Below are 20,175 nucleotides of genomic sequence, written 5' to 3' on the forward strand. Positions count from 1 at the left end.
CAAGCACGGGCTCCATTGCACATAAAGTGTAGCTGGTGCTATGGACATCCATTCCGATTTTTAGTATTCTATTCATAAATGACCTCCTTTTGTATGTGGTAAACCACTGTCTATTGATTTAGTCGTCAATTACAGTATAGTGGCGAATCCACGATATTACAAATGTGAGGTCATTTCATATTATCTTGTTCTTTCGTTTCTCTTGCACCAAGTCTCAGGCCATTTTCGGCACGCGGCCGCGGGGGACTTGGTGCACGAATCCTCGCAAGGCCTTGTTCCTCCGTTCACTTTGCACCAAGTCTGCGGGCTGTTTCAGCGCGCGGCCGCCGTGGACTTGGTGCACAAATTCCCGCAAAGCCTTATTCTTCCGTTCGCTTTGCACCAAGTCTCAGGCCATTTTCGGCGTGGGGTCGCTGGGGACTTGGTGCACGAATCCCCGCAAGGCCTTGTTCTTCCGTTCGCTTTGCACCAAGTCTGCGGGTTGTTTCAAGACGCGGCCGCCGTGGACTTGGTGCACGAATCCCCGCAAAGTCTTCTTCTTTCGTTCGCTTTGCACCAAGTCTGCGGGTTGTTTCAAAGCGCGGCCGCAGCGGGAAAACCTACTACGGGACATGGTCCGGAACCAAGAAGGTTAAAATTAAATAATCCGATATGATGACCGGAAAATTGCGCTTCATGGAAATGGATGAAGCGCAATTTTCACATATTATCCCATCACATTTTAAGAACAAATGTTTGCACGCAGGCTCTGAAGATGCTATACTGTAACGTATCATAAATCATTTCAGAAAGGGTGCGAAATGGAGAAAAATATTGTCATTAAAGGAGCCTGCGAGAATAATCTTCAGGATTTGGATGTAACGATTCCCCGGGACCGGCTGGTGGTATTCACCGGCCTGTCCGGTTCCGGGAAGTCATCGCTGGCTTTTGATACCATATATGCCGAGGGCCAGAAGAAATACGTGGAAAGCCTGTCTGCTTATGCCAGGCAGTTTTTGGGATTGATGAAAAAGCCGGATGTGAAGGTGATCGAGGGCCTTTCTCCGGCTATTTCCATTGACCAGAAAACCACCAACAAAAATCCCCGGTCTACAGTAGGAACCGTTACCGAGATTTACGACTATTTGAGACTGCTTTATGCGCGAATCGGAATTCCGCACTGTCCGATTTGCGGCCGGGAGATCACCAGCCAATCTGTGGACAGCATTGTGGATCGGATTGCGGGACACGAAATCGGAACTCGGCTGACGGTACTGGCCCCGGTAATTCGAGGACGAAAGGGAGAACACAAAGGGGTCTTCGGACGAATTCAGAGAGACGGCTACACCCGAGTTCGGGTGGATGGCGAGATGCACCGCCTGGATGACGGAGAGATTCTTTTAGAGAAGAACAAGAAGCATACTATCGAAATTGCCATCGATCGGATAGTGGTGAAAGAAGACAACCGGAGTCGTATTGCGGAGGCGGTAGAGCTGGCCATTCGGGAAGGGGAAGGACTGGTGAACGTTCTTTTTGCCGAGAACCAAGAGGACGGAAGCCGAAAGGAATATGAGGAGACCTTCAGCACGATGCTGGCCTGCCCGGAACACGGCATCGGCATCGAGGAGATGGAGCCGCGGATGTTTTCGTTTAATGCGCCGTACGGGTCCTGTGAGACCTGCACCGGACTGGGTTTTACTCTGCGGATTAAACCGGAATCCCTGGTGACGGATGAGAACAAGAGCCTGGTGAAAGGCGCGATGGGGAATGTTTTTGCCTCGATGGACGCCATGGGATTCTATCGGCAGATGCTGCAGCAATTGGCCATTGACCACAACACGGACATCACCCGGCCGTACAAGGAGCTGCCGGAGGATTTCAAGAAGGAACTGATCTACGGAACGGGAACTCGGAAGCTGAAGTACACCTACACCAGTAAGAGCGGTCGTGTTTCCCATATGAATCATACTTTTGAGGGCATCATTCCGAGTCTGGAGCGCCGCTACGGTGAGTCCAAGTCCGACTACATCCGCGAGAAAATCGGGGCCATGATGACGGAGGCGGAGTGCCCGACATGTCACGGTCGGAAGCTGAAGGATACGGTTCTGGCGGTGACGGTGGGGGGTAAAAATATCATCGAAGTGACGGACATGTCCGTGATTCAGGCGATTGATTTTTTCCGGAAACTGGAATTGACGGAGCGAGAGAAAGCCATTTCGAAGCTGATTACCAAGGAGATTATGGACCGGCTTTCCTTCTTGCAGACGGTGGGACTGGGATATCTGACGTTGTCTCGGGCGGCGGGCACCCTTTCCGGCGGAGAGTCCCAGCGAATCCGGCTGGCTACTCAGATTGGATCCGGTTTGGTAGGCGTTTTGTATATTTTGGATGAGCCGAGCATCGGCCTTCACCAGAAGGATAACGACAAGCTTTTGCAAGCTCTTCGAAACCTCACGGACATGGGCAACACATTGATCGTGGTAGAGCACGACGAGGACACCATGTATGCGGCGGATCACATCGTGGATATCGGTCCGGGGGCCGGAATTTACGGCGGCAAGCTGGTGGCCCAAGGAACGGTGGAGGATATCAAGGCATGTAAGGAATCCATCACCGGTCAGTATCTGTCCGGGGTTCGGAAAATCGAAATTCCGGCGAAGCGACGGGAAGGAAACGGCCTGTCCCTTCGAGTGCTGGGGGCTGCGGAGAACAACTTGAAGAATATCGATGTGGAGATTCCGGCGGGAAAGCTGGTATGCGTGACCGGTGTATCCGGTTCCGGCAAGAGCAGCTTGGTGAACCGGATTATTTACAAAGGGGTTGCGGCGGTAACCAATCGGCTGCAGGAGACGCCGGGCAAATATCGGGAGATTCAGGGTATCGAGAACTTTGATAAGGTTATCGATATCGATCAGTCGCCAATCGGACGGACACCGAGATCTAATCCGGCGACTTATACGGGAATGTTCGACCATATTCGAGATCTTTTTGCCCAGATGCCGGAAGCGAAGGTTCGAGGATATTCCAAAGGCCGGTTCAGCTTTAACGTGAAGGGCGGCCGATGTGAGGCCTGCCGCGGAGACGGCATCACGAAAGTGGAGATGCATTTCCTGCCGGATGTGTACGTGCCGTGCGAGGTATGCGGCGGTGCCCGGTACAACCACGAGACTTTGGAAGTAAAATATAAAGGAAAGAATATTTCTCAGGTGCTGGAGATGTCCGTTTCGGAAGCCCTGCCGTTCTTTGCGAACCAGGCGGGAATCGAGCGGTATCTGAAGACGTTGGATGAAGTGGGTCTGGGATACGTGAAGCTGGGACAGCCGTCTACACAGCTTTCCGGCGGCGAGGCTCAGCGAATCAAGCTGGCCACGGAGCTTTCCAAGCGGAGCACCGGTCGGACTTTATACATCCTGGATGAGCCGACCACGGGACTTCATTTCGCGGATGTGGATAAGCTGATGTACGTGCTGAATCGTCTGGTGGACGACGGAAACACGGTGCTGGTAATCGAGCACAATCTGGATGTAATTAAATGTGCGGATCACATTATCGACCTGGGTCCGGACGGCGGTGACGGGGGCGGAACAATTGTGGCTATCGGCACCCCGGAGGAAGTGGCGATGTGCCCGGAATCCTATACCGGTCAGTATTTGAAGCGGATATTGGAGAAAGCCGGAAGGCTTTAATTGAAAAAACAGTGTCATCCATTCTGAGGGTGACACTGTTTTGTATTACTTCTTATTTCTCATGAACCCGCTTGCCGGTGATGTGATGGATGTCTAGCTCCAGAATCTGTGTGCGTGAGGCATTGGTTTTGGCAGTTTCAATGCCTTCTTCCCGGGTCGGATAGTACTTGATTCCCAGGCTGCACAGTTTATCAAAGGCCTTCTTCCCATCGGAAACAAGGTGAATCTCGCCGAATACGATGACGCTGTGCAGAGTGCAGGCCCAGTCCCCTTCCGAGTAGGTGCCTTTGTCCAGCACGCAGAAGGATACTTTCCCGTTGGCTTTAAGAGCATCGATTTTGTGTCCTTCTTTCGCGCAGTGAAAGTAGATCTTGTTTTCGCCTTCATCATAAAAATAATTCATCGGGATGCCGTAAGGGTATCCGTCCTCGCCAAAGAGGGACAACACGCCTCGGCCTTCCTCCGCCAGAATTTTCCGGCATTCCTCATCGGTAATCTGCTGTTTGAAGCGACGCATTTTGCGAAACATAGCGGCACCGTCCTTTCAATTTGTCTATAAACACTTGTTTCATATCAATAAAAGTGTACCACAAATGAGGACGCAGAAAAAGAAAAACGCATCCGGAGGAAATATCGAATATCCTTCGGATGCGTTTTCTAATTCAAAATCTCTGAAATTAGAACAACAGATGGGCAATCGGGCAGACGATTGTCAGGGAAATAATGGTTCGCTCCAGGAAGATGAGGAACAGTTCGAACAGGTTGATCGGCAGCTTGGAGCTGAGAATCAGTCCGCCTACTTCGTCCAAGAAAAGTACCTGGGTTACGGAAACCACCGCAACGATGAACCGAGTCATTGGAACCGCATTGGTGCCGGCGATGATTACCGATGGGGTGAACATATCGGTGAAGCCGACCACCATGGTGGAAGCCGCCGCAGCGACATCCGGCACCTGCAGGGCGCTGAGAAGCGGACGGAACGGCATGCCCAGCCAGTCGAAGACCGGAGTGTAGTTGGCCACCACAAGGGCTGCGGTACCGATGCACATAACGGTTGGCAGGACGCCGAACCACATGTTCAGGCAGTTTTTTGCGCCGTTTCTGAAGAATTCGCCAACACCTTTGTGGGCTGCGGCTCTTTTCATAGCCAAGTGCAGGCCGTACTCTTTCGAAGAAGTAAAACCTTCCGGCAGCGTTTCCGGCATGGCTTTGCCCGGAATCAGGTAATCGTTCGGCTTTTTCCGCAATGGATAGATTCTCGGACAGATTACCGCGCAGACGATTCCAATCAGGCAGATTATTAAGTAGTAGATGCCGAAATACTGGGTCAAATCCACCTGAGCCAGTACCACCATGGAGAAGGTGATGGATACGGCGGAAAAGCAGGTGGAAATGATGGATGCTTCTTTTGTGGAATAGTAGCCGCCCTCGTACTGATTGCAGGTGAGCATAACGCCCAGCGTGCCGTCACCGATCCAGGAGGTGATGCAGTCTACCGCCGCACGGCCCGGAACCTGGAACAGGGGACGCATAAACTTCGTCAGCAGGGCACCCACGAATTCCAGAAGACCGAAATCCAGCAGCAGCGGAAGCAGGAAGGAGGCAATCAGGAAGATGATGACCAATCCCACGATGAGGCCGAGGGCCATTCCGCCCTGATCCGGACCGGTAATGGCACCGATGAATTTCGAAAATCCCCGGCCCTGTTCGTTTCCAAGATTGAAGTAGGCCAGCCAGCAGAAGATGCATCCAAGCACACGGGTGGCCGCCCAGAACGGCGTGCAGCAGAACGCTTCCTTTAAGAGCGTATTTTCCATGATGAATTTCGGTTTGGCGAAAGCCATCAGGCACAGTACGGCCGAAACGGTCAGGATGAACAGGCAGAGACCGGGCAGGATGCTTTCGGCGATTGCAGAAATCCAGTCCGCGATGATTTTGACGGCGATGGTCCAGCTTCCGTCCACCTTGATTGGAATCATGAACAGGAAGATTCCGACGACGGAAGGCACAATGAACCGCGCCTTGCTAACGTTCTTTTCCATAATAATATTTTCCTCTCTCTTTCTTTGTTCGCAGCGGTTATGTATTATAACCCGTACAATGTGAAATTATACATGAGCATGAATATCATTACAATCCGTAAACGGAAATTAATTGACAGAATTTGGAATCGTGATACAATGGAACTGCAGTAAAAAAACATACGGGGAGCTGGAAGCAACCGGCTGAGAGGAAGGAATACTTCGACCCATAACCTGATTTGGATAATGCCAACGGAGGGAAGATAAGATCGTGGAACCCACGGATTACCGGAACGAAAGTTGGTAATCCGTGTTTTTTATTGCAGGCGGCAGACCGGGAGCACCACTTTCTGCCGCGGTAGAAAAAATTGTTCATTTGAATCCGGCAAAAATTGCCGGAAGAAAGTAAGGAGGATTATTTTGAGCAATTACACGACACAGATGGATGCTGCAAGAAAAGGCATTGTGACGGAGCAGATCCGTACCGTTGCGGCAAAGGAAAACATGGATGTCGAGGCGCTTATGAAACTTGTGGCAGAAGGAAAGGTTGCTATTCCGGCGAACAAGAGACATGAGTGCTTATTGGCAGAAGGTGTTGGAAGCATGCTTCGCACCAAGATCAATGTCAACCTCGGCGTATCCAGAGACTGCAAAGACTACGACATTGAGATGCAGAAGGTGATGAGCGCAGTGGACTTGGGCGCCGAAGCGATTATGGACCTGTCCAGTCACGGCAACACTCAGCCATTCCGGCAGAAGCTCACATCGGAATGCCCGGTAATGATCGGAACCGTTCCGGTATACGACAGTGTTATTCACTATCAGAGAGACCTGGCCACCCTGACGGCACAGGATTTCGTGGATGTTGTCCGCCTTCACGCAGAGGACGGAGTAGACTTCGTCACACTGCACTGCGGAATCACTCGTAAAACCATCGAGCAGATTCGGAAGCACAAGAGAAAGATGAATATCGTCAGCCGTGGCGGAAGTCTTGTTTTTGCATGGATGTGCATGACCGGAAACGAGAACCCGTTCTACGAATACTACGATGAGATTCTGGACATCTGTGAAGAATACGACGTTACCGTATCCCTGGGAGATGCTTGCCGTCCGGGATGTCTGGCCGACGCAACCGACGTATGCCAGATTGAGGAGCTGGTTCGCCTGGGCGAGCTCACCAAGAGAGCGTGGGATCACAACGTACAGGTAATGGTGGAAGGTCCGGGACACGTTCCGCTGGATCAGGTTGCCGCCAACATGAAGGTGCAGCAGAGCATCTGCATGGGCGCACCGTTCTACGTACTGGGACCGCTGGTGACCGATATCGCTCCGGGATACGACCACATCACCGCTGCAATCGGTGGTGCCGTAGCAGCCATGAACGGCGCGGCATTCCTGTGCTACGTAACACCGGCAGAGCATCTGGCGCTGCCGAACGTGGAAGACACCAAACAGGGTATCATCGCCTCCAAAATCGCCGCTCACGCAGCGGATATCGCCAAAGGCATTCCGAATGCGCGGGATATCGACGATAAGATGGCCGATGCCAGAAGAGAATTGGATTGGGATGCGCAGTTCGAGTGCGCCCTGGATCCGGAAACGGCGAAAGCCATCCGGGACGACCGTTCTCCGGAAGAAGATCACAGCGAAACCTGCAGCATGTGCGGTAAGTTCTGTGCGGTACGGAGCATGAACAAGGCTCTGTCCGGAGAATACATCGATATTCTCTAAGTTCTCATAAGGGAAAGTGCCGACTATTCGGTAAAAACAAGTGCGGTGCTGCGGCGGCTTCCGAGCCCCGGAGCATCGCCAAATGAAGACGAAAACAAGCAATCTGGATGCGCCGATTCTGTAAGTGAAGGAGGTGAAAGGGATGAAAATCAACGGGGAAGATCGGAAATTCGACAGACCCATGACCGTAGCGGAGATGCTGGAAGCGGAAGGCTACAAGAGAACCGCCGTTGCGGTGGAAGTGAATCTGGAAATCGTGCCGAAGACGGCCTACGACACAAGGGTTCTTCAGGAAGACGATGCCATCGAAGTGGTGAAATTCATGGGTGGCGGCTAAGCCGGACACCGATGACGAACGAATCTTTTTTTTATAGATAATCCCTAAAAACAATGATGCGGAACGTGCCAGTCACTTCCGGACCGATGCAGGAGAAAGGTGCATTCAAATGAAAGACGATAAATTAGTAATTGGCGGAAAAGAATTTAATTCGAGATTTATTCTGGGCTCCGGAAAGTACAGCCTGGATCTCATTAAGGCAGCGGTGGAGAATGCCGGTGCAGAGCTGATCACCGTGGCCGTTCGCCGGGCCAACACGAAGGACAGCGAGAATATTTTGGACTACATCCCGAAGAACATCACCCTGCTGCCGAATACCTCCGGTGCGCGGACGGCGGAAGAAGCGGTTCGCATTGCCAGACTGGGCAGAGAGCTGGGATGCGGAGATTTTGTAAAGGTGGAGATTATGCGGGACAGCAAGTACCTGCTGCCGGACAACCAGGCGACGGTGGAAGCGACGGAGATTCTGGCGAAGGAAGGGTTCATCGTCATGCCGTACATGTATCCGGATCTGAATACCGCAAGAGATCTGGTGAATGCCGGTGCCGCTGCGGTAATGCCGCTGGCTTCCCCGATCGGATCCAACAAGGGTCTGGCAACGAAGGAATTTATCCAGATTCTGATTGATGAGATTGAACTTCCGATTATCGTGGATGCGGGAATCGGCAGACCGTCTCAGGCATGTGAAGCCATGGAGATGGGTGCGGCGGCAATCATGGCCAACACCGCTTTGGCAACCGCCGGCGATGTTCCGCAGATGGCCAGTGCATTCGGTAAAGCCGTAGAGGCCGGAAGAGAAGCATACCTGGCCGGTCTGGGAAGAGTCCTTACCAGAGGTGCATCCGCTTCCGATCCGCTGACCGGATTCCTGCGGAACTAGGGGAGGTGCTTTATGGAAAATGATTTTTTGGTGGATTCCGAGCATCTGTCTCCCGCCGCTCTGGAGAAGAAACATCGTCTGGAGAACGACCCGTCCTCCCGAATCGATCATATGAAGTATCTGGAAGGAATGGATCAGATCGATCCGTCCCTCCGCCTTCGGGTGATGAAGGAAATGGCGGAATACGACCCGTCTGAGTACACGGTACGGGACGTGCAAAGGGCTTTGGAGCAGGAGACCTGTTCCGTTGAGGATCTGAAGGCACTGCTGTCGCCGGCAGCGGAGCCGTTCCTGGAGCAAATGGCTCGCCGGGCAAACCGGGTGACTTCCCGTCACTTCGGAAATTCCGTGAACATCTTCACGCCGCTGTACATCGCCAACTACTGCGAGAACTACTGTGTATACTGCGGATTCAACTGCTACAACCACATTCGGAGACTGAAACTGGATTCGGAACAGATTGAGCACGAGATGAAGGTCATCGCAGATACCGGAATTGAGGAGATTTTGCTGCTGACCGGCGAGTCTCCGGTAAAAAGCGATGTGAAGTACATCGGCGAGGCCTGCAAGCTGGCGAAGAAGTATTTCCGGAACGTGGGCATCGAAATATATCCGGTGAACGTGGACGATTATCGGTATTTGCACGAATGCGGGGTGGATTACGTCACCGTATTCCAGGAGACCTACGATTCCGATCGCTACGAGCAGCTGCATCTGGCCGGCAACAAGAGAATCTGGCCGTACCGCTTTGAAGCCCAGGAGCGTGCGCTTATGGGCGGCATGAGAGGCGTTGGAATGTCCGCATTGCTGGGGTTGTCGGATTTCCGAAAGGATGCCTTTGCCACGGCGCTGCACGCCTGTCTGCTGCAGAGAAAATATCCCCATGCGGATATTTCCATCTCCTGCCCGAGACTGCGTCCAATCGTGAACAACGACAAAATCAATCCGAAGGATGTGCACGAGACCCAGCTTTGCCAGATTCTGTGCGCATACCGGATTTTCCTGCCGTTTGCGCAGATTGTGGTATCCTCCCGAGAGAGCCGCTCTTTCCGAGACGGGATTACCCGGATTGCGGCTACCAAGGTTTCCGCCGGGGTATCTACCGGAATCGGCGACCATGAAGAGAAGTATACCGGAAAGAAGGGAGAAGCGGAGGGCGACGAGCAGTTCGATATCGACGACGATCGGAGCCTGGAGGAGATGTACCGAGATCAGGAGGCGGCCGGCCTTCAGCCGGTGATGAACGATTATGTGTACGTGCAGTAATCCGAAAATTTTGGTAATCACCAGCCGGAAGCGGTTTGAGGGGGAAGCGGACTTCTTGAAACAGATTGAGAAAATTGCTGCGGCGAAGCCATTCGGAATCGTGCTTCGGGAGAAGGATCTGCCGGTAAAAGAATATTCGGAGCTGGCTCGGCAGGTCCGGGACATCTGCCGGAGTGCCGATACTTCGCTGATTGTTCACAGTCACCCGGCGGTGGCGCGGGAGCTGGGCATCCCGGCGCTGCACATGCCGCTGGATGCCTTGGGAAAGATGAGTTCGGAGGAACGGAAGGAATTCGAGGTGCTGGGTGCGTCCTGCCACTCCGTGGAGGATGTGCTTCGGGCAAAAGCTTTTGGATGCGATTATGTGACGGCCGGGCACGTGTATGCAACGGACTGCAAACCGGGCCTGCCGCCTCGCGGCGCAGACTTCCTGGCGGAAGTCTGCGGTCCGGCCGCCCCCATGCCGGTGTTTGCGCTGGGCGGCCTGACCCCGGCCCGCGCACCGGAGGTGCGGCGGGCCGGGGCCGCGGGCTTCGCCATGATGAGCTCCGCCATGGATGCGGAGAACCCGGAGGAACTGTTCCGAAAGTACTCGGAATCCGATTCCTTTTCCGAACAAGGAATGATATAATGAAATCATGTAACGCAAAAGGGGAGCTAGAGATGATAACAGCGGAAGAAAAAGAACGGTATTCCCGTCAGCTTCTGATCCCGGAATGGGGAGAGGAAGCCCAGGAAAAATTAAAAGCGGCAAAGGTGCTGATAATCGGAGCCGGGGGCCTGGGGTCCCCGGCCTCCCTGTATTTGACAGCAGGAGGAGTGGGAACCATCGGAATCGTGGATGGTGATACAGTGGACCGCTCCAACCTTCAGCGTCAGATTATCCACGGGACGGGGAATCTGGGACAACCCAAGGTGGAATCCGCCGCAGAGACCCTTCGGGATTTGAATCCCAATGTGGAGATTATTCCCATTCACCGGATGGTCACCCGGGAGAACATCGGAGAGTTGATTGAAGACTATGATTTTATTCTGGATGCCACGGACAATTACCATACCAAATTCCTGATTAACGACGGCTGTGTGGAGAAGGGAAAACCCTACAGCCATGCGGGAATTCTGGGACTGAACGGACAACTGATGACTTACGTACCGGGAAAAGGACCTTGCTACCGGTGTATTTTTGGGGAAGAACCGAAACCGGGAGAAGCGCCGACGGCGAAAGAAGGGGGCGTCATCGGACCCATTGCCGGAATCGTGGGATCTTTTCAGGCGGCCGAAGCGATGAAATACATCACCGGAGTGGGACGACTCCTCACCGGGAAAATGCTCACCTTTGATCTTTTGACCGGACGCATTCGGGAAGTTCCTTTGCCGGATGCCAATCCGGAATGCACGGCTTGCGGAAGCCGACGGAAAGGATAGAGATTATGTTTAAAGACCCTAAATGTTATGTGGAATACGTTCCGGGGAAGAGCTTTAAGGAGGCTTTTGCCAACGACCGAATTCCCCTTCTGTCCATGCACCGACTTCGGGGCATGGATTACCGGATTACCCGGAAGATTTCTTATGAGCGGACGGTGAACGACTTTCTGTTGGTGCTGAACGTAAACGATTCCATGCGTTCCCTTCGGAATCGGCAGGATATGGTGGTCTATCCCGAAAAACAGGTTGCAAAATGGGCCGCTATCCGGGCTCCGGAAAATCCTTCGGCGTGAAGCAGATTGCGGAAACCAGCGGAAATTTTGCGGTGTATGCCATCAACCTGTCTCAGATTGAAAAGCCGGCCGCCCTCTTTGAGGCGCTGGACGAGGCGCTGTCCAACGCGGAGGGCAGCATCCCGCTGGTGTTCTTCGACGAATTTGATTCCGACCGGGAGGGAATCAACCGCGGCTGGCTCCGGTACTTCCTGGCACCGATGCAGGACGGAGAATACTCCCTGTGGGGCAAAACCAAGAAAATCAACAAGGCGGTATTCGTCTTCGCCGGCGGAACCGCACATTCCTTCAACGATTTTCTGCCGGGGGATGATGAAGAGCGAATTGCGGAGTTCCAGCGGGTAAAGGGCCCGGATTTCGTCAGCCGCCTGAAGGGCATTCTGAATATCCGAGGCCTGAATCCGGATTGTAAGACGGACCGCAGCCATATCATCCGCCGGGCGATGCTCCTTCGCCAGCAGATTATTCGCCGGATTCCTTCAGTGTACGATGAGGAGACCGGTAAGGTAAACATCTCCAACGGACTTCTTTCCGCACTCCTTCGGGTGTCGGAATACCGTCACGGAGCCCGCTCTTTGGAATTCATCCTGGCCATGTGCCGGCTGTCTCACGTGAGCCGATTCACGCCGTCCAACTTGCCCATGAACACCCAGTTGGATATCCATCTGAACGTGGCGGATTTCGAACGAAAGCTCACCTTCGAGCAGATCCTTGGGAGCATGGTGGAGAAATACGCCTTTATTTCCCACGAAGAATATCGGAAGCGCCGACTTCGGGAGGTGTCCATGAAACTGGCAAATGAAAGCGATAACCTGAATCCGAAAGCACTGGATCGCATCTGGGAAGAAGAGGAAATGGCGGACTGGGAGGACCTGGACGAGTTCTTCAAGGAAGGTTACCGTTCCCGCATTCGCTTTCTGGGAGAGCATCTGGTGCAGTTCGATGCGGTGCTGGGCATCCGGCCGATTGTGCCGAATGCTGTGGACACCATTCGGGAACTGTACGGTCCGGACCTGGAGCTGCTGTCGGAAATCGAACATCGCCGCTGGGTAAAGGACAAGCTGGAGGACGGCTGGACCGCCGGGGTGAAGGATTCCGAGCTGAAGCATTCGCCGGAGCTGGTTCCGTACGACGAACTGCCGGAAAGCACCAAAGCCTTCATCCGAAAAGAAATCCGTGAAGTCCCAAAACTACTAAAATCCGTGGGATACGAGCTTTACCGAAAATCCTATTAAATCTCATAAAAAAAGATGCCATGCCGAATCCTTGGGTATGGCGTCTTTTTCCTATTCTGTTCAATTCAATTCTATTCTATCCTATTCTTCCGGTGGTCCGAAATGCACCGGTTCTTCCGGCTGCAGCGGCGCCAGATAATTGTTTTTCTGAAGTTCCTCCTGGATGACATCCAAAATCTCCTCGCTGTCTGCCATTACGGTATGGTAGTGGTAGCCGGAGGTGGAGCGGGAAAGCAATCTGCTTTTACCCCCGTGCATCTCCGCCATGTAATGGGAGACGTCCAGGCGGGAGCGGATGTTCAGTTCACCGCGAACCACGCCGTACACCCGGTGGTAGATAAAAACATCTTTGATGGTGCCGCCCAGATCCACAATTCGGGTGAGTTCGTCTTCCACTTCATCTTCCGTGTGGATGACCTTAAAGACGCGAGTCGCCCGGCCGGTGCTTCGCTCCAATAGGTAGCCCCGGTTGGTGGGAGTGATGTGAATGCCTTGAGCCCGAAGCAGGGCGATGTCCTGCACAATGACCTGCCGGCTGACTCCGAAGGTTTTGGCCAGGGCGCTGCCGGAGATGGCACGGCCGCTGTTCTGTAATTTCTGAAGTATTTCGGATCGTCGAATTTCGCCGTTCATGAGGCGCCTCCTTTTCAAGTTCTGTCGGGTTCTTTGTTTCTATTATACACCATCGAGGCTTGTTCGTGGGACTTTACAAAGATTTGATGTTTGATTTACATCTCGCTGATAGTTGTAAAATCCATTCTCCGCTACAATAACCGTAGAAGAACAGGAGGATAGAAAAATGAACGAGACTTTACAGACGTTATTCGGTCTGCTGGGAGGACTGGCGATTTTCCTTTACGGAATGAATAAAATGAGCGATGCCCTTCAGAAGGCGGCCGGAGATAAGATGAAGCGGATTCTGGGATTCCTGACCAAAAACCCGGTAATGGGTGTTTTGGCCGGCGCACTGGTAACGACAGTGCTCCAGAGCAGTTCCGCCACCACCGTTATGATTATCGGATTCGTCAGCGCCGGGCTGATCAGCATGCCCCAGGCGATTTCAGTGATCTTCGGTGCCAACATCGGTACCACAATGACGGCACAGTTGCTGGCGTTTAAGCTCAGCGACTACATCTACCCGATCATTTTTATCGGTTTTATCATGTACTTCATCTCGAAGAAAGACAAAATCAAACAAATCGGCATGGTGATCTTCTCCTTCGGGCTGCTGTTCGAAGGAATTGAAATCATGGGCAGCGTGATGAAGCCGCTGGCAACCAGCGATGTGTTCATCCAGCTGATGGGTCAGGTAAAAGATATGCCGATTCTGGGCGTCGCCCTGGGAACCGTGATGACCCTGGTGGTACAGAGTAGTTCCGCTACCATCGCGGTGCTTCAGAACTTTGCTAGCCAGGCAGGACCGGACGGTGTCACCAGCATCATCGGATTGGCCGGTGCAATTCCGATTCTCTTGGGAGATAATATCGGCACCACCATCACCGCAGTCCTGGCATCTATCGGACAGTCCCGTGCCGCCAAGAGAGTTGCGGCGGCGCACTGTACCTTTAACATAACGGGAGCGGCAGTGGCGTTCTGCATCCTTCCGTACTTTGCAAAAATCGTACAGTACATTTCCACCAAAGGTCCGGAGGTGTCCGTCATATCCAGACAGATTGCCAATGCCCACACGCTGTTCAACGTAACGGTAACTCTGATCTGGCTGCCGCTGATCCCGCTGATGGTTCGTTGGGTCAGCTGGCTGATTAAGGGAGATCGGAAACCGGTAGAGAGCCTGGGAGAGCCGAAATTTCTGGACCGCCACGTGCTGACACAGCCGTCCGCTGCACTGTATCTGGTGTCCCGGGAAATCGGAAACGTTGCCAACCTGGTGGTGGACATGCTGCAGTCCGCAAAGGATATCGTGAAGAAATCGACGTCCACGGAAGAACAGACCCAGCTGCAGGATTTGTCTGCCGGCATTCGCGAACTTCATCAGAAGGTTTCCGAATACATCGTACAACTCTATGAAGAGAGTAAAATGAATGACACGCAGTCCGAGCAGGCGGCCGGACTTCTGGGAGTTGTCACCACGCTGAAGAGAATGGCGATTCGAAGCAACGAAATTCTGTCGCAGATTCACAGTATCATGAACAGCGGCCGAAACCTTTCCGGCATCGCCAGAGGGGAATTGGTGGAATGCTTTGAGGAGATTCAGCAATTCTTTATACTGGCCATGGATGCGGTAGCATATGACACGCCGATTTCCATGGAGCAGATTAACAAATCGAAGGCACAGCTCCGCCACTCGCAGAAGAGCTTCCGAAAGGCGCACCTGAAGAGAGTGCAGAACGGAGAATGCGATGCGGGATTGACGGATGATTTCAACGATATTATTTACAATATGGAACGTTTGGTGGACGATTGCGTGGAAATTGCCACAGAAGCGCAGGATAATGTGCATTTCGTACAGCGTTCCGAGGTCGGCGTCATTCTGCCGGATACGGTGGAATCGGAAGAAGGGTTGCCGGATGGACCGGCAGGCGCAGATTTCAGCAGTGTAAACGGGTAAATTATCGGATTCGGTTCCTGTAGTTCTATCCTGTAAGCTGAACCGATAGTTTAATACATTCGTAGAGGAAATGCACAATTTTGTGGCATTTCCTTTTTTTTATGAATAAAATATGTTACTATAGAACAAAATGTGTATGATTTAATGAAAGAAAGGGGAAAACGACCCATGGCGGGGAAGATAGCAAGGGCATATGAGGGCGCGGAGACTTACATTCCGATGCTGGATGATTGCAGCGATGAGGAGATGAATCTGGAAGTGGAGCAGGTCGTGGACGGAATTCTGAAGGATTACCAAAAGGGCCGGGATATCGACAATCTCAAGTTCTTCGAACAGCCGGACCGAGATCAGATTGTGGTGATTCTGGATGAGCTTCTGGCAGTGCTGTTTCCGGGATATTATCGGGAGAAGGTATACCATACGGTGCACACGGAGACCAAGATTTCCGTGATTATTGAAGACGTGATGTATCGTTTGCGGAAACAGATTGAGCTGGCACTTCTGTACGATGAACGGTATGCGGATGTGGACCGGGCGCAGCGGAAAAAGGCGGCAAAAAAAATCACGCTGGAGTTCTTCCGGCGGCTTCCGGAAATCCGGGAATATCTGGATACGGATATCGAGGCGACCTTTGAAGGCGACCCGGCAGCCAACAGCAAACACGAAATTGTTTTATCGTACCCTGGAATTCTGGCGACGGCGATCTATCGATTGGCCCACGGCCTGCAGCGCTTGAATGTACCGCTGATTCCTCGTATGATGACGGAATACTCCCATACCCAGACGGGGGTGGATATCCATCCGGGAGCAAAAATCGGAAAGTATTTCTGCATCGACCATGCCACCGGCGTTGTTGTGGGATCCACTTCGGTGATTGGGGAACACGTGAAGGTCTATCAGGGCGTGACCATTGGCGCTCTGTCCACGAAGGATGGTCAGAAGATGCACGGAACCAAACGACATCCAACAATCGAGGATTATGTCACCCTATACTCCGGCGCTTCGGTGCTGGGCGGCCGTACCGTAATCGGCGAGGGGGCGGTCATCGGCGGCAACGCATTCGTGACGAAGTCCGTGGATCCGCACACCACCGTTACCATTAAAACCCATGAGCTGGTGGTAGACCGAAAGAGCCACAAGAAGACCGACGAGAAAGAATTGGAACAGGATGACAGCTTAATTTAGAGCGTGCATGAAAATATATACAACAGATTTGCTTGAAATTGAAGTATAATGGCTGTTATATATTGTCGCTAAGAGAAGAAAGGGGAATTAATGAACAATTCAAAAGCTGATATTTCCAATATTTACAACCTGAACGGAAGAGTTCCGCTGGGAAAAGCGGTTCCGTTCGGACTGCAGCACATCCTGGCGATGTTCGTCGCGAATATCGCACCGCTGATCATCGTGGCAAACGCCTGCCACCTGGGGTCCGGTGAAACGGCCAAGCTGATTCAGACCACCATGGTGATTGCCGGAATCGGTACGTTGATTCAGCTGTTTCCGATATGGAAGGTGGGTTCGGGATTGCCGATTGTAATGGGCATCAGCTTTACGTTCGTGTCCGTAGCCTGCACCGTCGGCGCCCAGTATGGCTACAACGCTATCGTCGGCGCGGTAATCATCGGCGGCTTTATCGAGGGGACCATCGGTCTCTTCGCGAAATACTGGACCAAACTCATCACGCCGATTGTTTCGGATAGCGTCGTAACAGCCATCGGATTTTCTTTGTTGTCTGTCGGTGCCTCTTCCTTCGGCGGCGGCAGCGGAAACGAGCGGTTCGGTTCGGCTCAGAACTGGATTCTGGGAACGGCAACACTGCTGAGCTGCCTGCTCTTTGATATGCTGGCGAAATCCTACTGGAAACAGCTGTCCGTACTTTTCGGATTGATCGTGGGTTATATCCTCGCTGTATTCATGGGGGCGGTGGATTTCTCCGCACTGCATGACACCGCAGCGGTAAGCCTTCCGTCTATCATGCCGTTCAAGCCGGTGTTCAAAGCCAGTGCCATCGTGTCCATGACATTGATTTTCCTGGTATCCGCCACGGAGACCATCGGCGATACCTCTGCGCTTACAATCTCCGGATTGAACCGGCCGGTAACGGTAAAGGAAACCGAAGGCTCTATCGCCTGTGACGGATATGCCAGCATGCTGTCCGGTATTCTGGGATGCCTTCCGGTCACTTCCTTCAGCCAGAACGTGGGACTGATTGCCATGACCAAAGTCGTGAACCGAATGGTCATCGGAGTAGGCGCCTGCATTATGATCCTGGCAGGAATATTTCCGTTCTTCGGGGCTGTGCTGGCGACCCTTCCGGATGCGGTACTAGGCGGCTGCACCATCATGATGTTTGGCAGCATCGTCGTAAGCGGAATGAAAATGATTGCGGCATGCGGTTTCGAACAGCGGAACATCACCATTGCGGCACTGTCTCTGGGAATCGGAATCGGTTTCACCCAGGTTCCGGAAATCTTCAGCGTATTCCCGCCAATCATCTACACCGTATTTGCGGAAAACTGCGTTGCGGTCGTATTCATCGTGGCGATAGTGGCAAACCTGATTCTGCCGAAGGACAGCGAAGCGGCGAAGGAGGAATAGTTCGAATACGAAAAACAAAAATTCTGTGCAAGCATCTCTCGAGGTGTCTGCACAGAATTTTTTTCATTAATTCTCTTGCTTTTTCCGATGTATTAGTGCTATAATGTAAAACTGAGAAATTTTAGGTACATATTTTCCGTAAACGGAAAAAAGAGTAAGGAAAAAGGATGGATAAGACGGAATTTTACAACGTTCTGGATATTTCAGATCCGGAAGAGTTTACCTATTACGAGAACATGGCCTCCTTGCTGGAGGAGGATCAGACCATAGAACAGAACCTGATTGACGACTTGCTTCGGGAGGTGGATTTCACCCGCTTTCGGGATTTGGCGAAATCCTATTTTGAAGAATTCCTCAACCGAGTACCGGACGAGGAGACGGACCTCTACTTCCTAGCGGACACCATGCGCCGTTCGGTGGTAGGGTGCGAAGATCCGGAAAGCCTGGCGGATGCCATTTACCGCTTCCGAAAGTGGTACATCGTAGAACCTTCGGTCATCGATCGAAATACCGGGGAGGAAATCTGCGTTCGGGATGCGCGGTACAATATCAGTGCGGCAGCGTTCCTGGGAGAGAAACCGGAATATGATTTCCACAAGGCCTACAACTACGAGATTGACGGCTATGATGTCTCCGTGCAGGATATGGTAGAGGGAACAGAGATATAGAAAGGAATCATCTGATGAAATTAAGAATAATTTCTGAGAGCGGAAACGTTCCGGCTTATGCCACAGAGGGTGCTTCCGGGATGGACCTAAAAGCCTATCTTCAGGAACCCATGGTGCTTCAGCCGATGGAACGTCGCCTGGTACCCACCGGAATCTATGTGGAAATTCCGCAGGGTTATGAAGGCCAGGTCCGGGCCAGATCCGGGTTGGCTATCAAGAAGGGCATCGGTCTGGTGAACGGAATCGGCACCATCGATTCCGACTACCGGGGAGAACTGAAGGTGCCGCTGATTAACTGGGGATCGGAACCGTTTGAAATTCAGAACGGAGACCGAATTGCTCAGCTGGTAATCGCAAAATACGAGCGAGTGGAAGTGGAAGTGACCACCGAACTTCAGGATACCGTTCGCGGCGAAGGCGGTTTCGGTCACACAGGAATCAAGGGCTAGGATTACAATGAATTACCGGGAAGATATCGAGAAACGGGAATATGAAATATTGGATGCACGGGCGGCGAAAGCGGCGGAATCTCGAGGGCGGCAGATGGCGGAAGCGCCTTGCCGTTACCGGACGGATTTTCAGCGGGACCGGGATCGAATCATTCATTCCAAAGCGTTCCGGAGACTGGTGCACAAGACACAGGTTTTTTTGGCGCCGGAGGGAGATCACTATCGAACGCGGCTGACTCACACGTTGGAAGTTGCGCAGGTATCTCGAACGATTGCTCGGATTCTGAACTATAATGAGGACCTGACGGAGGCCATTGCCCTGGGGCATGACCTGGGACATACGCCCTTCGGTCACAACGGAGAGGCGATTCTGGACCGAGTCTATCCCGGCGGGTTCAAGCACCGCGAGCAAAGCCTTCGGGTGGTGGACCGATTGGAATCCTCTGCCAAGCGTCGGGGCCTGAATCTTACCACAGAGGTTCGGGACGGCATCCTGAATCACAGCGGACCGAATCTTCCTTTTACCATGGAGGGTCAGATTGTGCGCTTCAGCGATCGAATCGCTTATATCAATCACGATATTGACGATGCCATTCGAAGCGGTGTCATTTCCGAGAAGGACCTTCCGGAGAAGAACATCCGGGTGCTGGGGCGAACCCATTCGAATCGAATCAACAATCTGATCGACAATCTGGTACACGCCAGTGCCGATCAAGACCGCATTCAGCTCAGCCCGTCTTTTCAGGAGGCGTTGGATGAACTTCGGGAATTCATGTTTCGAAATGTCTATGACAGCGCTCGGGTAAAAAGAGCGGAGGACATGAACAAGGTGGAGATGGTGATTCGTCAGCTGTATGATTATTTCTGCAGTAATCCGGACCGCATGCCGGACCTGTACCGGGAAATTGCCGGAGAAGACGGGAGATCAGAAGCGGTAAAGGATTACATTTCCGGGATGACGGATCGATACGCGATTTCTCTGTATTCGGATCTGTTCGTACCGAAAGCCTGGACGGATTACAAGGGGTAGCCGGA

General features: G+C 52.6%; 18 protein-coding genes. 15 read left to right on the forward strand and 3 right to left on the reverse strand.

The window, feature by feature from the left end; genetic code table 11:
- The first annotated feature begins 800 nt into the window (after window positions 1-800).
- Window positions 801-3,665: an excinuclease ABC subunit UvrA gene (gene uvrA, locus FYJ65_RS01195; RefSeq protein ID WP_154553531.1), complete on the forward strand. Its 2,865-nt coding sequence runs from the start codon at window positions 801-803 to the stop codon at window positions 3,663-3,665.
- A 52-nt stretch (window positions 3,666-3,717) separates the two neighbouring features.
- Here uvrA and FYJ65_RS01200 read toward each other — a convergent pair whose 3' ends face one another.
- Window positions 3,718-4,194: a pyridoxamine 5'-phosphate oxidase family protein gene (locus tag FYJ65_RS01200; RefSeq protein WP_154553532.1), complete on the reverse strand. Its 477-nt coding sequence runs from the start codon at window positions 4,192-4,194 to the stop codon at window positions 3,718-3,720.
- Between the two features lie 148 nt (window positions 4,195-4,342).
- A complete protein-coding gene (locus FYJ65_RS01205) occupies window positions 4,343-5,707 on the reverse strand; it encodes a YjiH family protein (protein ID WP_154553533.1) in 1,365 nt (454 codons plus the stop codon).
- A gap of 420 nt (window positions 5,708-6,127) precedes the next feature.
- Here FYJ65_RS01205 and thiC point away from each other — a divergent pair, with 420 nt between their 5' ends.
- From thiC to FYJ65_RS01245, 8 genes are all read left to right on the forward strand, one after another.
- Window positions 6,128-7,417, forward strand: coding sequence for a phosphomethylpyrimidine synthase ThiC (gene thiC / locus FYJ65_RS01210; protein WP_334296001.1), 1,290 nt, complete (start codon window positions 6,128-6,130; stop codon window positions 7,415-7,417).
- 142 nt (window positions 7,418-7,559) lie between these two features.
- A complete protein-coding gene (thiS, locus tag FYJ65_RS01215) occupies window positions 7,560-7,754 on the forward strand; it encodes a sulfur carrier protein ThiS (RefSeq protein ID WP_154553535.1) in 195 nt (64 codons plus the stop codon).
- Window positions 7,755-7,863: 109 nt separating this feature from the next.
- On the forward strand, window positions 7,864-8,634 hold the full coding sequence (locus FYJ65_RS01220) for a thiazole synthase (protein ID WP_154553536.1): 771 nt from the start codon (window positions 7,864-7,866) through the stop codon (window positions 8,632-8,634).
- A 12-nt stretch (window positions 8,635-8,646) separates the two neighbouring features.
- The gene (gene thiH / locus FYJ65_RS01225; RefSeq protein WP_154553537.1) at window positions 8,647-9,900 is read left to right on the forward strand and encodes a 2-iminoacetate synthase ThiH; all 1,254 of its coding nucleotides are present in this window, start codon (window positions 8,647-8,649) and stop codon (window positions 9,898-9,900) included.
- A complete protein-coding gene (locus FYJ65_RS01230) occupies window positions 9,884-10,531 on the forward strand; it encodes a thiamine phosphate synthase (RefSeq protein WP_154553538.1) in 648 nt (215 codons plus the stop codon). Before thiH ends, FYJ65_RS01230 begins: the two co-directional genes overlap by 17 nt.
- Complete coding sequence (locus FYJ65_RS01235; protein WP_235898154.1) at window positions 10,531-11,325, forward strand: HesA/MoeB/ThiF family protein; 795 nt, start codon at window positions 10,531-10,533, stop codon at window positions 11,323-11,325. Before FYJ65_RS01230 ends, FYJ65_RS01235 begins: the two co-directional genes overlap by 1 nt.
- 5 nt (window positions 11,326-11,330) lie before the next feature.
- Complete coding sequence (locus tag FYJ65_RS01240; RefSeq protein ID WP_154553539.1) at window positions 11,331-11,618, forward strand: hypothetical protein; 288 nt, start codon at window positions 11,331-11,333, stop codon at window positions 11,616-11,618.
- A complete protein-coding gene (locus FYJ65_RS01245; RefSeq protein ID WP_154553540.1) occupies window positions 11,579-12,853 on the forward strand; it encodes a RyR domain-containing protein in 1,275 nt (424 codons plus the stop codon). The genes FYJ65_RS01240 and FYJ65_RS01245 overlap by 40 nt, the downstream gene beginning before the upstream one ends.
- Before the next feature lie 81 nt (window positions 12,854-12,934).
- Here the strand turns inward: FYJ65_RS01245 and FYJ65_RS01250 are convergent, their stop codons facing one another.
- A complete protein-coding gene (locus FYJ65_RS01250; protein ID WP_154553541.1) occupies window positions 12,935-13,486 on the reverse strand; it encodes a transcription repressor NadR in 552 nt (183 codons plus the stop codon).
- A 166-nt stretch (window positions 13,487-13,652) separates the two neighbouring features.
- Between FYJ65_RS01250 and FYJ65_RS01255 the strand changes: the two genes are divergently transcribed.
- The 6 genes from FYJ65_RS01255 to FYJ65_RS01280 all read left to right on the forward strand — a co-directional run bounded on the left by FYJ65_RS01255 (window position 13,653) and on the right by FYJ65_RS01280 (window position 20,170).
- The gene (locus FYJ65_RS01255; RefSeq protein WP_154553542.1) at window positions 13,653-15,422 is read left to right on the forward strand and encodes a Na/Pi cotransporter family protein; all 1,770 of its coding nucleotides are present in this window, start codon (window positions 13,653-13,655) and stop codon (window positions 15,420-15,422) included.
- Window positions 15,423-15,590: 168 nt separating this feature from the next.
- Window positions 15,591-16,607 (forward strand): serine O-acetyltransferase, encoded by a 1,017-nt coding sequence (locus FYJ65_RS01260; RefSeq protein ID WP_235898155.1) that lies wholly within the window; start codon window positions 15,591-15,593, stop codon window positions 16,605-16,607.
- A 90-nt stretch (window positions 16,608-16,697) separates the two neighbouring features.
- Window positions 16,698-18,023: a uracil-xanthine permease family protein gene (locus FYJ65_RS01265; RefSeq protein ID WP_154553543.1), complete on the forward strand. Its 1,326-nt coding sequence runs from the start codon at window positions 16,698-16,700 to the stop codon at window positions 18,021-18,023.
- A 167-nt stretch (window positions 18,024-18,190) separates the two neighbouring features.
- Entirely contained in the window at window positions 18,191-18,691 is a 501-nt protein-coding gene (locus tag FYJ65_RS01270) for a hypothetical protein (RefSeq protein WP_154553544.1), read from the forward strand.
- A 14-nt stretch (window positions 18,692-18,705) separates the two neighbouring features.
- A complete protein-coding gene (gene dut, locus FYJ65_RS01275) occupies window positions 18,706-19,140 on the forward strand; it encodes a dUTP diphosphatase (RefSeq protein ID WP_154553545.1) in 435 nt (144 codons plus the stop codon).
- A 7-nt stretch (window positions 19,141-19,147) separates the two neighbouring features.
- On the forward strand, window positions 19,148-20,170 hold the full coding sequence (locus tag FYJ65_RS01280) for a deoxyguanosinetriphosphate triphosphohydrolase (RefSeq protein ID WP_154553546.1): 1,023 nt from the start codon (window positions 19,148-19,150) through the stop codon (window positions 20,168-20,170).
- The last annotated feature ends 5 nt before the right edge of the window (window positions 20,171-20,175 follow it).

The organism is Mogibacterium kristiansenii (genome assembly GCF_009695905.1).
GTDB lineage: Bacteria > Bacillota > Clostridia > Peptostreptococcales > Anaerovoracaceae > Mogibacterium_A > Mogibacterium_A kristiansenii.

Excerpts from the sequence above, each read along its gene's own strand:
- FYJ65_RS01265 (WP_154553543.1), top strand. The coding sequence starts at position 16,698 with ATGAACAATTCAAAAGCTGATATTTCCAATATTTACAACCTGAACGGA.
- FYJ65_RS01220 (WP_154553536.1), top strand. The coding sequence starts at position 7,864 with ATGAAAGACGATAAATTAGTAATTGGCGGAAAAGAATTTAATTCGAGA.
- thiS (WP_154553535.1), top strand. The coding sequence starts at position 7,560 with ATGAAAATCAACGGGGAAGATCGGAAATTCGACAGACCCATGACCGTA.
- FYJ65_RS01205 (WP_154553533.1), bottom strand. The coding sequence starts at position 5,707 with ATGGAAAAGAACGTTAGCAAGGCGCGGTTCATTGTGCCTTCCGTCGTC.
- FYJ65_RS01245 (WP_154553540.1), top strand. The coding sequence starts at position 11,579 with ATGGGCCGCTATCCGGGCTCCGGAAAATCCTTCGGCGTGAAGCAGATT.
- FYJ65_RS01270 (WP_154553544.1), top strand. The coding sequence starts at position 18,191 with ATGGATAAGACGGAATTTTACAACGTTCTGGATATTTCAGATCCGGAA.
- FYJ65_RS01260 (WP_235898155.1), top strand. The coding sequence starts at position 15,591 with ATGGCGGGGAAGATAGCAAGGGCATATGAGGGCGCGGAGACTTACATT.
- FYJ65_RS01230 (WP_154553538.1), top strand. The coding sequence starts at position 9,884 with ATGTGTACGTGCAGTAATCCGAAAATTTTGGTAATCACCAGCCGGAAG.
- FYJ65_RS01250 (WP_154553541.1), bottom strand. The coding sequence starts at position 13,486 with ATGAACGGCGAAATTCGACGATCCGAAATACTTCAGAAATTACAGAAC.
- FYJ65_RS01255 (WP_154553542.1), top strand. The coding sequence starts at position 13,653 with ATGAACGAGACTTTACAGACGTTATTCGGTCTGCTGGGAGGACTGGCG.
- uvrA (WP_154553531.1), top strand. The coding sequence starts at position 801 with ATGGAGAAAAATATTGTCATTAAAGGAGCCTGCGAGAATAATCTTCAG.
- dut (WP_154553545.1), top strand. The coding sequence starts at position 18,706 with ATGAAATTAAGAATAATTTCTGAGAGCGGAAACGTTCCGGCTTATGCC.
- FYJ65_RS01240 (WP_154553539.1), top strand. The coding sequence starts at position 11,331 with ATGTTTAAAGACCCTAAATGTTATGTGGAATACGTTCCGGGGAAGAGC.
- FYJ65_RS01235 (WP_235898154.1), top strand. The coding sequence starts at position 10,531 with ATGAAATCATGTAACGCAAAAGGGGAGCTAGAGATGATAACAGCGGAA.
- FYJ65_RS01200 (WP_154553532.1), bottom strand. The coding sequence starts at position 4,194 with ATGTTTCGCAAAATGCGTCGCTTCAAACAGCAGATTACCGATGAGGAA.
- thiH (WP_154553537.1), top strand. The coding sequence starts at position 8,647 with ATGGAAAATGATTTTTTGGTGGATTCCGAGCATCTGTCTCCCGCCGCT.
- thiC (WP_334296001.1), top strand. The coding sequence starts at position 6,128 with ATGGATGCTGCAAGAAAAGGCATTGTGACGGAGCAGATCCGTACCGTT.
- FYJ65_RS01280 (WP_154553546.1), top strand. The coding sequence starts at position 19,148 with ATGAATTACCGGGAAGATATCGAGAAACGGGAATATGAAATATTGGAT.